The sequence below is a fragment of the Fibrobacter sp. UWB7 genome (genome assembly GCF_900142945.1).
Taxonomy (GTDB): Bacteria; Fibrobacterota; Fibrobacteria; order Fibrobacterales; family Fibrobacteraceae; genus Fibrobacter.
In genome coordinates, this window is sequence record NZ_FRCO01000008.1 from 106349 (window position 1) to 118624 (window position 12276).

6 protein-coding genes and 1 pseudogene are annotated in these 12276 nt (G+C 48.3%); 2 read left to right on the plus strand and 5 right to left on the minus strand.

Features of this window, described 5'->3' with window-relative positions; genetic code table 11:
* The first annotated feature begins 8 nt into the window (after nt 1–8).
* Entirely contained in the window at nt 9–7265 is a 7257-nt protein-coding gene (locus BUC30_RS14985; protein WP_073443176.1) for a pilus assembly PilX N-terminal domain-containing protein, read from the plus strand.
* Nucleotides 7266–7363: 98 nt separating this feature from the next.
* Complete coding sequence (gene pheS / locus BUC30_RS14990) at nt 7364–8386, plus strand: phenylalanine--tRNA ligase subunit alpha (protein WP_073443178.1); 1023 nt, start codon at nt 7364–7366, stop codon at nt 8384–8386.
* Nucleotides 8387–8528: 142 nt separating this feature from the next.
* On the opposite strand, the gene BUC30_RS14995 is transcribed toward pheS, so the two are convergent.
* The 5 genes and pseudogenes from BUC30_RS14995 to BUC30_RS16535 all read right to left on the minus strand — a co-directional run.
* Nucleotides 8529–9908 (minus strand): mannose-1-phosphate guanylyltransferase/mannose-6-phosphate isomerase, encoded by a 1380-nt coding sequence (locus BUC30_RS14995; protein ID WP_073443181.1) that lies wholly within the window; start codon nt 9906–9908, stop codon nt 8529–8531.
* A gap of 20 nt (nt 9909–9928) precedes the next feature.
* The gene (locus tag BUC30_RS15000) at nt 9929–11053 is read right to left on the minus strand and encodes a polysaccharide biosynthesis/export family protein (RefSeq protein WP_073443183.1); all 1125 of its coding nucleotides are present in this window, start codon (nt 11051–11053) and stop codon (nt 9929–9931) included.
* Between the two features lie 17 nt (nt 11054–11070).
* A complete protein-coding gene (locus BUC30_RS15005) occupies nt 11071–11517 on the minus strand; it encodes a low molecular weight protein-tyrosine-phosphatase (RefSeq protein ID WP_014545536.1) in 447 nt (148 codons plus the stop codon).
* A 33-nt stretch (nt 11518–11550) separates the two neighbouring features.
* Nucleotides 11551–12114, minus strand: a complete 564-nt coding sequence (gene rfbC, locus BUC30_RS15010) for a dTDP-4-dehydrorhamnose 3,5-epimerase (RefSeq protein ID WP_073443185.1) — start codon at nt 12112–12114, stop codon at nt 11551–11553.
* 45 nt (nt 12115–12159) lie between these two features.
* Nucleotides 12160–12276: pseudogene (locus tag BUC30_RS16535) on the minus strand (dTDP-glucose 4,6-dehydratase); the annotation flags it as partial.

The window sequence follows — 12276 nt, forward strand, 5'->3', positions numbered from 1 at the left end:
GAGGATTTATGTTTAAGCAAAAGAATATGAAATCCGGTGTATCTCTTATCACCGTACTGATGCTAATGCTTATTGCAACTATTGCGGCAACAGCCACCTACAAGTTGCTCACAAGCCAAGGGCGCTCTAGCGAAAGCAGAATGCGCCAGCAAGAAGCTTATCAAAGTTCACAGGCGGGTATCGAAAGCGCCCGAATGTGGATGACATTCCACGCGAATGATGTCGGTGCATTGATAAAATCATTCATTGATGGTGGAAACAAGCCCATAAACCTTGACGCAAGGTTACGCCCGTTGCAACGCGCTGGGCAAAACTACCACGTATGGCTTACAGGTGTGAACACCGAAAAGACCACGTTCAAATTAAAAATTCTTTCCTCCGGCGAATCCAGGAACAACACCCAATGGAACGAAACCGCCATCTTTAACGTAGACGGTTTGTATCGAGTCAGGCTTTTTGAAGAAAACGATTATAGCGCCATTCCGTTCAGGTACAATTACTTTGGTGGTTCTACGCACTCGGAAGGTCATACAAAAGCATTTTCGTTGCTTGTCAACGGCGATTTAAACGGTTCTAACCCCGTATACACAGATGACGATCTTATCATTACAGGAAACGCCAATATCACCGGTAGCTCCCTTGGCGCAGGAACTACAGCATGCATCGGAGGAAACCTCAATGCCAACAACGGTGTACTCGGCAATGACTTCTACGTCGGAGGAAACGCGACCAGTTTCACGTTCCCGACAACATCTGAAGCAGCAGGACTCTATAACGCGAACGTCACAGGCAACGTTTATATAGAAGGAAATCTTGACGCACCAAGTACAGGCGATCAAAAATTCCAGAAAAATCTGACACTCAACGGCACATGGACAACAAATCTCGGGGCACACGATTCCCGCGTCGCAGGGAATATGTGCTTTGGGGAAAATGGCCAAGTCCTTATCAGCGACAAAAATCCGGCACGAGATTTCCTCGTCGGAGGAAACGTCTGGGCCGAATCAACATACCCCATCTGGGTTAGAAATGGCGAAGACAACGAAGGCGAATACAACAAGATTATTCTAGGTAACAAAAAGGATTCCAAAGTCTACATCAAGAGCGCCCACCCCATTGCTGATTACGTAACACTCAGAAACAACAGGACGTTTATCGAAAAGAATACCTATTACAAAGGATCCTACTATTACGGCGCCCAAGCAAAATGGGATAACAAGACAACCCGTCCATACCCTGATTTGAAGCCCCACATGAAGAACAAAGACGACGCCTACTACCTTTACTACTACAACGGTAAAGGTCAAGATGTCGACTACATCGTCTCAAACGCAAGTGGTTGGGGCTGGGGCGCACAAGCGTATTACGCCAACTATTATGTCGGAAACAAAGTTTTTTACACCCCCCAAAGTGGCTATTGGGGATCGTATGGCTATACCCCGGAAAAAAATAACTTCTTGAATTACCAGAACGGCACACCGACAGGCTCGCCATACTGCAAGGCGACTCCAGATAAGTGGCGCCCCGAATGCCGAGTTACCCCGTGGTTTAAATCCCAAGGAACCGTATCAAGCGAATTACCGGCAAGCCAACCTTTTGAATGCGCCGAATCCGTCAAAACCTATTGCAACAAGCTCTGGAAAAAGAAAGAAGGCTGCGACGGGGCTAGCTACAAAGTCGATGACATTCTCGTCACCGCCTACAATCAGTTTATATCGTACGCCAACAAAAACTGTAGCAATGTAACACACTGGGGCGACAACATGAGTCGCTATCTTAACGAATGCTACAAAGAAAACAGCTCCGATCCAACCAAGTACAAAAACAACCTTTACAACGGCTACCAAGTCGTCGAAATTAAAAATCGAACCGAACTTAAAAACCCCACCACCCCCTTAAAGGGCAAGTTTATCATCGTCGTAACACAAGCTTTAGGACAACAAAATTTGCCACCGACTACGGCGGACTCCTATGTTCTCCTCTATCTGAAAGAAGGAGCAAGCTCAACGATTCAACCTGCAGTTGACAACGGCATATACAATTACTTCATCTACACCAAAAAAGATATTGGCGGACTACTGTTTAACAATTCTACTTTCAGCGGCTCGGTTTATGCAACCGCCGACAACTGCGCGAAAGTGGGCGATTTCAAAGCACGCTCCTTGGTTTTCAACGACGACTTGATGAACGACTTGACCGCTAATGCAGTCATTTGCAACGCGTCTGTAGGAGAAAGTTCTTGCGGAGGTTCCACAACGGGAACTACAGGGGACGCATCGTCTTCCTCAGAAACGACCGAAAATCAATTCGATACTTATTACATTTCAATGGCTCCGCAATTGGGCATAAGACTGGAATCCCAGAACAAGAGTTCAGAAGCCACCCCACAAGCAAACAGCAACAACATTACAGAGCTTTCGCCATCTTTCATCGTGCTTCCGCGAATCATTTACCTGCCTAGCGACCCCTACGGACAGCTGACCGACTACTACAACGTACAAACGCTCAACAGCAATGGTGCGGCCTTGAGAAAATCAGATGTAAACGTATCTTGCTCTGGGCCGGGAACACTGCCTACAACAGGGAGCCTCTATATGGGAACAGCTCTCAGCAGAGGCCTCTACACTTGCACTGCGGCAGCAAGCGGTTACCCAAGCATCCCCTTCTGGGTCCACGTCGGCAAAGACACCCGTGGAACCACAACTATCGTATTCGAAAAAGAATCCGAAGAAATGGATTCCGACGACCAAAAAGAAGTAAAGCTCGTCGTCCCTGCACATGCGGCAGAACTTACCATAAACTTCTATTGCCCCGACGTCGAAAATGAAGCATGGTCCTATGTTTCTTTGGGCGACAACGTCACGCGCAATGGGACGTCTTGCTCACTTAAACTAGTGGCCAATTCTTCGCAAACCACACCGACTATAGCCACCATAAAGACTTCAAATGCCGTAAAAGGAACATTACTGTTCCAGTTGCTCCCTGGTGAAGGCTACATTCCTGGCTCGCCCTCCTCAACAGAGCTCTACATTGCTTCAAGCGCTCAGTTGAACCGTGAAGAAGTTTCTTCAACAGACATCAAGGAATACTGCGACAACCATTCTGGAAATTGCCCCTCAAATTACGAATCATACTGGCCCGACTGCGACGTTTCTGGAGTATGGGTAGAACCCTCCGGAACGTCATTCATTAACTTGCAGGACAACAACTCTTGGGTGATCACCGTTGGCAACACACAAAGCGTCACCCTCACGGGCACAAGCAACAGCAGCGACTGCGTAACGATTATCCCAGAAACAGATAACTCGATTGCCGCAAACGCAGTGCAAGCAAACAGGAGCTACACCTTGCGAGCAAGCGCCAAGGCGAAAAAAAGAACATTCACCGTGGGCTTTAAAGGCAACGTAGGATCTGGCAATAATCCGACAATAACCCTATATATCGATAGTAATTACGGTAGCCGAAACGAACAATGCCGCTACGACGATGCAAGAAACAATGAAGAAACATCCACAAAGACGTGTACATTCTCGATTTTCAAAGGCGAGAGTGTGAAAGCCGCCCTTGAAGACAACGATGACTCCAACGAGTTCAGTTATTGGAAATGTACCGGCGGAAGTTGCCCAACTACCGACGGTGCCAACACGAGTAAGAAATTCGACGCATTCACAATTTCTGACGACAATACTGAATTAATAGCATACTTTGGCGAAAACGACAAGCACTGTTTCTTTGACGAGTTCAAGCGAAACAGCGTAGAATGCGGAGACGATGTGCAATACTGCATTGACAAATGCAGCAACAACGACATCTATTCTACATGTACAGGCGCCATAGACGGAAACAGCTTGTACCCGAACGCGAAATGGCACTTGATTTCGGGTTATTTATCACAAATTGTCGTCGGCTCTAGTGGCGAAATCCACATAGACAAATCTGCAGTCAAGAAGCAGAAACAGTCCGCCAGGAATCCAGTTATGGTCCTTAGCACGGTGAACGCAGGTATCTTGGGAACGCTCAAAGCCTTGATCAACGTACCACGCGTAACGACCAGCTACGACAATTCTTCTTCCAACATCAAGAACTCCGGGTTCATGCTCCGTGCCAACACGTACGGAAACGACTACTTCATGTTGAACCTGTACGAAAACAGCAGCGGGAATCTCGAAGCGCAGCTCTGGAAAGGCTCGACAAGTTTGACTTCCACATTGACCAACAGCAATGGTTACAAAGCTAATGTGTCCACATCAAAGATGGTCATGGCGACCATCAGCATCACGGCATCGGGAAAAATCGAAGTACGCGCAAACATCGGGGACTTCTATAACGACTCTCCGTCGGAATATGAATGTTCGTTCGACCTTTCGGAATTCAACAACCCGCTGGCCGATGCGGCCCATGAATACGTCGGATTTAGCCTCGGTGACCCAAACTTCAAAATCTACGGCATAGGTTGGAAGAGCGCCACTTACAATTCTGAATGCTATGATACCTACCCCACCGTCAAATGCTCGTTTGCCGCAGTGGCAACAGATGGAGTCATCAAGATAGATACACTCGTTAAACCTTGGGTTGGCCATTCTGGATGGTTCGATTCCAAGGGCTGTACACCGCTCTATTACTACTACAACGGCAATGACGCCAGAACAACTTGCGATGGCGAATCCTGCAATGACGGTTACAAGTTCGACAAGAGTGGAATAGGCGCTCACGGCTACACCGAAGCAGGAACCGAATACAAAACAGCAAAAGCATGGCTCGGCAACTGCACAAACATCGATGAATCAGCCATGGCCTGGGGGGTCACATCCGACAAGGAACGCGCTCATTGCGGAGCTTTCTGGACTGGAGAATTTACGGAGTGCTTAGCGCATCAAGACCTCTTTAGCGGTTCAAAAAGCATCGGAAGCCTTGAAGAAACCATCGTTTTCAAGAACAAGCAAAACCTCAGAGCTGCAACACTCCACGTAACGCTCGAGAACACCGACAACAACGAAGTAGAAATCTGGTTGGTCAGCGAAAGCGATAACTGGGGCGAATACGATCACGAAAGCCATTCTGTCAGCATGAGCGGAGCAACAGGATCGTTCAACATCATGCAAGAATTTGCTACAGGTTCAAACGGTTTCGACCCTGAAAACGTAAAACAGATTGTCTTGAAAAATCACGGTTCTACAAGTGTTACGGTAACATCGATTACAAGCACTTGCGCCAATGCCATCGGCATAACCTACTGTAAAGCGGAATACGATGGTGACAATTGGAACGTGACAACACAGGTGACAAACAAGAGCCTAATTTCAAAACAACAGATTACGGCAACTGTCGACGGCTCTACCCCCATCAATCAAACTAAAGATGCCACAGGTAACGATGGTATTGTATGGAATGGCGACATGGCAACACTCAGCATTCCTGATCCAACCGTTTACAGTCATCAGGAGAAATCGTACGTCTTTAACGCAACAATTACAGGAACATCCGGCCAAACATTCACAAAGCAATGCTCGGTTTCTCCAGACCCGATTGGACGCATCGGCGTTGATTGCTCGGTCATTAGCGCTGTAGCAAGCGGAGCAAGATTCCCGACATTTAATGTAAACTTCAGCGGATGCCCTGGCGCTGGTTGCGGCTATGAAATCTATTTGGACAACGGATACACTCCATTTGCAACAGGAACGGAAAAAACTGCAGCGCGTCATTCCGCAAACCAAAGCGAATCTTGCAACAGGACCGAAGGTTGCGAACACACTTACACTGTGAAGAGCACCGCAAACCATGCACTTTTTAACGATTGTAGCGCAAGCTTCAAAGTTCAAAGAAACGCAGACGACATTCCCCCATCAGTAACATGCGGTATTTCGACAAGCCCGACCGAATTTTCCTCTAATCCGATATCCGTTTCGGATAATGTGTATTTCCTTGCTCGAAACAACGAAAGCGTTGAAAAGCAATATCCGGTTACACTGAAAAATGGCGAAATACAATTAGGCACAGCAACATTGAGCAACTGGTCCGGTTTGACAAACATCAAAGATTTGGGTACACTAAACGCAGGCGACTACACTTACAGCCTTTACTACAATAATGAAAAGATTTGCGACATTCCTGTTACCGTAAACGAAGAATCGGGCGCTTGCCACTTATCTGGAAAAATGTACGAAGGGCAAGTGATTTCAATGAACGTGTCAGGGGTTACGAAAAATACACGATACACATGGACGTTAAACGGGAATAGCCAACCCATAGACTGTGCACCAAGCAATTGTTGGAATAATACGAGAACCGCTCCTACAACACCAGGCAATTACAGTTACTCCGTAACAAGTGGTACAAGCAAGATATGCGAAGGAAGCGTAACTATTGAACCAATGCTTTCTTGCTCAGTGACTCCGTCTGAACTTAATAAAAAGGCGTATTACACATTTACTGCAACTAGAAATCAAAATTGCTGGAATTGCTATTACACTTATGATTCGGGGACTCAAAGCGTAGATTTCCCCGATAACTCGAACACTATTGAATTAGCAAAAATGGCAACGGTTGCCGGAGGAAAGACATTAACTTTAGCCTGTACATGCGGAGACAATAATTATGGAGCAAGTTGTTCAAGAAACATCACAATTAATAATACGGAAGATCCTTTAACGTGTCCGACAGACCCCAATCCTTATGAATGGGAATGCCAAACTGAAAACGGAGCCGGCAATATCAATAATTGGGGCACGGGTGCACGATGTGTAAAAATAAAGGCTTCAAAAGTTACTGTACAGTCAAGTAGTGCTAATGGGCGTGCATTCTGTGTTAATGGGAATGAAGCTGAAATGGGTGAAAATAATATCATGACAAAGGAGTATTCCGCCGCTGATGATGGCTATATAACAGTGTGTGCTACAGCTGGGGATTATTCATATACGCGAATTGGGTGGTATAATTGTAAAAAATCTGCTGAGGAAATAACATTTGATTGCAACACCAACAATTCAACAGATCTCACAGGTAATGGAAATCATTCAGTATCAGCGAATACTTGTTATACCTTTAGTTGTTATTTCGGAACAGATGGTGCAAATACAGGCAGTTGGAATTTCTCCGCTCCTGTTGCCGGAACAAAAATGACATACACGGATTGCTCAGGGAATACACAAACATACACGTTCCAACATGATAACTACTGGTATGAAAAGATTAATATTGGAGCCTGTAGAATCTACTTAAAATCCACCGCTGATATGACAATTGCAGATTGCGACTGGAAACAATAAAATTTTTCATTACCACCTAAAAAGCTCCCCCGCCGGGGAGCTTTTTTTTGCATCTACTCGTGCAATGAGGCCGCTATTTTTCTAAATTTCGCCGTACTATGAGTGAAGCTATTAACAATGTCAAGCAGGCCTTTGATGCAGAACTTGCACAAACGGACCTCACCAATCAAGAAGCGGTCAACAATCTCCGCGTAAAGTACCTCGGCAAGAAGGGCGCCGTCACGGACCTCATGAAGCAGATGGGTTCCTTGAGCGCCGAAGAACGCCCCGCTTACGGCAAGCTCGTGAACGAACTGAAGGTTGCCGTTTCCGAAGCTATCGACAAGGCTATCGAAACCGCAAACGAAGCCGCTCTCCAGAAGAAGCTCGCTAGCGGCGCTGTCGATATCACGCTCCCGGGCGCTGGCATCGCTGCCGGTTCTACGCATCCGCTGTACGACGTCCGCGAAGAAATCATCGACTTCTTTGCGCAGATGGGTTTTGATGTGGACTTCGGTCGCGACATCGAAACGGATTGGTACAACTTTGAAGCTCTCAACACTCCGCCTGACCATCCGAGCCGCGACATGCAGGACACGTTCTACGTGGACAACAAGGTCATGCTCCGCACGCACACGTCTGGCACCCAGATTCACTACATGGAAACGCACAAGCCGCCTTTCCGCATGATCGCTCCGGGCCACGTGTTCCGCGTCGATAACGATGCGACCCACGCTCCGATGTTCCAGCAGTGCGAAGGTCTTGTCGTTGACGAAAACATTAGCTTCGCCGACCTCAAGGGCGTGCTCCAGGTGTTCATGAACAAACTCTTTGGCGCAGGCGTCAAGACTCGCTTCCGTCCGAGTTTCTTCCCGTTCACGGAACCGTCCGCAGAAATGGACGTGAGCTGCGTGTTCTGCGGTGGCAAGGGCTGCCGTCGTTGCAAGGGCACGGGCTGGATGGAAATCGGTGGTTGCGGTTCTGTGGACCCGAACGTGTTCAAGAACTGCGGCATCGATGCTGAAAAGTTCACGGGCTTTGCATTCGGTTTCGGTCTTGACCGTATCGCCATGCTCCGCCACGAAATTCCGGAAATCGGCCTCCTCACGGCAAACGACCAGCGTTTCCTGAGCCAGTTCTAGTTTAGACGAAAGATTAAAAAAGCGAACCGTTGAGGTTCGCTTTTTTCGTGGGTACAAAAATAGCGGGCTAAAAGCCCGCCATTTTTTTTAGATCCTTCGACTTCGCTCAGGATGACAGAAGCGGGCGAAGCCCGCCACATGTTTATGAGCGCTTGTAGTCGTCCTGCACGCGGATGATGTCGTCTTCGCCGGTGTATTCGCCGACCTGGACTTCAACAATCACGAGCGGGAGCTTGCCTTCGTTCTGCAAGCGGTGAATCGTTCCGGACGGAATGTAGGTCGATTCATTCGGACGCACGTAGAACACCTTGTCACCAACGGTGCATGTTGCAGTTCCGCTCACAACGACCCAGTGTTCCGAACGGTGCAAATGCTTCTGCAACGAGAGGCGTTCACCCGGGCGAACCACGATGCGCTTCATCTTGTAGCGGTCGCTAGATTCGAGCACGGAGTACGTACCCCACGGACGGTTGACCGTCTGCGGGACCTTCGGCAAGTCGGAGCCGCGAGCCTTGAGCTCGTCGACGACCTTCTTGACCTTCTGGCTGCTAGCAAGCGGCGCAACCAAGAGAGCATCCGGCGTATCGACAATGAGCATGTTGTCCAAGTCAATCGTGCAAATCTGGCGCTGTCCGCCGAGCACGAGAGAGTTCTTGGAACCAATACCCAAGTGCTTTGCATTTATGTTATTGCCGTTTTCGTCGTGATCGAATTCCCCGTAGAGGGAATCGAATGCGCCGAGATCAGACCAACCGATATCGCTCGGCACGACCTTCACCTTGGCAGACTTTTCCATCACGGCGTAATCAATCGAGTTCGAAGGAATGTTCATCATGTCTTCGTGGTCGACACGGACGAGAGCATCCTTGTTTTCTTTCTTGGCGTTGGCAAAGGCAATCTTTGCAGCAGTCAAGATATCCGGAGAATACGTCGAAAGTTCATCGAGGAACGTCGAAGCCTTGAAGCAGAAGATACCGCTGTTCCAGAAGAACCTTCCGGAAGCAACGTACTTCTTTGCAGTTTCCAAGTCAGGCTTTTCAACAAAGCGCTTGACATCATCGCCATTCGCTTCGATATAGCCGTAACCCGTTTCCGGACCCGTCGGCGTGATACCGAACGTGACCATGAAACCTTTCTTTGCAAATTCTTCAGCCTTGCGCAAGCATTCTTCGTAAGCTTCAGCCTTGCGAATCACGTGATCCGACGGAGACACGAGAACGATATCATTCGGATCAAGGCCAAGGCAAGCGAGAGCGATTGCCGGAGCCGTATTGCGGCCCACCGGTTCCAAAAGGAAGCGGACATTGTTGGCACCGACTTCTTCGAGCTGGTCTTTCGCCAAGAAATACTGTTCAGCATTGCTCACGATGTACTGGGCACTGCAAATACGGGAGTTCGTCTTTACCGTGCGCTGGAACAGGGACGCACCGTCAAAAAGACGGGCGAACTGCTTCGGCATGAGGGAGCGGCTAATCGGCCAAAGGCGCGTTCCGCTACCACCACACAAAATAAGGTTAATCATAACTTTACCCTAGCCGCCGATTACTTCCAACCAGCGTTATTAATTTCCTGGATGTTCTGAACAACGTTAGTAGACGTGTAAATAGCCTGCATGGTCGGCATGATCAAGCTAAGAAGGCGATTCCAGGTACCGAGACCAGAAGCGTCGACGTACACGATATCACGCGGATTCAGTTCAAAGCGGTCTGCCATTGCAAGAGCCATGGCATTCTTGGCGTTCAACTGATAGACGTCAATCTTGTTCGGCGTTGTATTTCTAATAACATAGATATCGCTCGGAGCGGCATACAAGACATTGACACCACCCGCTGCCGTGAGAGCTTCTGCCAACGAGAGGTAGTTGTCCATGCGGACAATGCTCGTCTTGTTAACTTCACCCATGACGTAGACCTTTCTATCCCTTTCCATTTCGGACTTGAGCGGGACAAAGAGCTGGTCATCCGGCTTCACGAGAATGCGTTCTATAGGAATGTTTTCCTTGAAAGCGCGGACGTAGTCGATGTTATAGACCTTGTCGCCACGACGGAGCTGGACAAAAGACGGGTCAGCCTTTTCATTAAAGCCACCTACTTCGGCAATCACATCGGGGATGGTCATCGGGTTTTCGTCAAAATGCACATAACCCGGTCTGTTCACGGCACCCGTGACAAAAGCCTTGCGACTGTGGTAGCCCGTCACGCGGACATCGACCTGAGGATCGTTAAGGATCTTGTCGGAGAGGCGCTTGGTAATTTCTTTACGGAGTTCCTGAGCGGTAAGGCCTTCGACCTTCAGTTCGCCTGCGTACGGATAGAAAAGCGTACCTTCAGTCGTCACCTTCTGGCCTGCCGGCTGGTACTGACCCATCGGAGAGGTAAGTTCCGGATGTTCCCAGACAACCACCTGCACCTGGTCCAGAGGTCCAATCCTATATTCAAGGCTAGGAAGAGTATCCACCATCAGGTCTTCAAGCTTGCCTTCAAGCGGATTCTGGGCGACCGGGACAGGTTCCCCCATTTCACCGTTATCAATGGAATGTAACTTAAATGTAATTCCATTATAAGTTGTGGAATCTGTGGGAACGTCCATTCGCATCTGCGGAGCAGCAAAGCAGCCACTCAAGATAGCGCCGGCGACACCACAAAGAGCTATACCGATTTTATTCATAGGTTACCTTTTTAGAATTATTTTGAGGCTTCACTTTGCCTAATCTTTTCCACCCAATACGGAGTCAGCTTGGAAATGAAGTTCCATGCCAAGACAAACGCGTTTTCTGGACGCCTGTACGGGTCAGGAATATCGACCTGGTGGGATTCACCATAGCGGAAAACCTTACCCTCAAGCCAAGGATACTTGTGCAGAAGTTCCCTTTTATGCCCATTTTCCATCACCAAAATCAAGTCAGCCCACTTGAGGATGTCCAAATTGATCTGGCGAGCTCGGTGTGCACTCATGTCAATGCCATGTTGCAACGCAATTTTCTGAGAGATTTCGTGAGCGGGATTATCAACCAAAGCACCGAGACCAGCACTCATCACATTAAAGTCAGGTCCGAGCTCTTTTTTCAAGAGATACTCCCCTGTTGGGCTGCGACAAATGTTCCCAGTACAAACGACAAGAATGTTTTTCATGATAATACAATAATAGAAAAATAATTTTACATTCTAAAGGTCAAAAGCGAATCCAAGGTCCTTGAGGAGCGGATTCTTGGTATCCTTTTCGGAAAGGAGCGGTTCAAAACCATCGCCCACCGGCCACTTGATTCCTACCGCCGGATCGTTCCAGAAAAGACCGCCTTCGTCATTCGGAGCGTAGAAACGAGTGCACTTGTAAACAAAAGCAGCCGTTTCGGAGAGCACCACGAAACCGTGAGCAAAGCCTTCGGGGATGTAGAACTGCTTCTTGTTTTCGGCGGAGAGCGTAACGCCCACCCACTTACCAAAAGTCTTGCTGTTCTTGCGAAGGTCCACAGCCACGTCAAAGACTTCGCCTTCAATCACGCGGACGAGCTTGCCCTGCGGATTCTGCTTCTGGAAGTGAAGACCGCGGAGAACACCCTTGCGAGAACGGGACTCGTTATCTTGAACAAAGTCCACGTCAATGCCACCTTCGGCAAAGTCGCGCTTGCTATAGGTTTCCATGAAGTAACCGCGAGCGTCGCCAAACACCGTCGGTTCAATAATCTTCACACCTTCGATTTCTGTATCTATAAAGTTAAACTTTCCCATTATAAATCTCCTATAGATCCTTCGCTTCGCTCAGGATGACGTAGGCTATCTGTTTCCGTACATTTTTTCGTAATACTTTTCGTAGTCGCCGCTAGTGATGTTGTCCAGCCATTCCTGGTTGTCCAGGTACCAGCGCACAGTCTTTTCGATACCCTCTTCGAA

Bases quoted from the DNA above. Each gene is read 5' to 3' on its own strand.
- rfbC (WP_073443185.1), bottom strand. From the start codon at position 12,114: ATGGGAAAGTTTAACTTTATAGATACAGAAATCGAAGGTGTGAAGATT.
- BUC30_RS14995 (WP_073443181.1), bottom strand. From the start codon at position 9,908: ATGATTAACCTTATTTTGTGTGGTGGTAGCGGAACGCGCCTTTGGCCG.
- pheS (WP_073443178.1), top strand. From the start codon at position 7,364: ATGAGTGAAGCTATTAACAATGTCAAGCAGGCCTTTGATGCAGAACTT.
- BUC30_RS15005 (WP_014545536.1), bottom strand. From the start codon at position 11,517: ATGAAAAACATTCTTGTCGTTTGTACTGGGAACATTTGTCGCAGCCCA.
- BUC30_RS15000 (WP_073443183.1), bottom strand. From the start codon at position 11,053: ATGAATAAAATCGGTATAGCTCTTTGTGGTGTCGCCGGCGCTATCTTG.
- BUC30_RS14985 (WP_073443176.1), top strand. From the start codon at position 9: ATGTTTAAGCAAAAGAATATGAAATCCGGTGTATCTCTTATCACCGTA.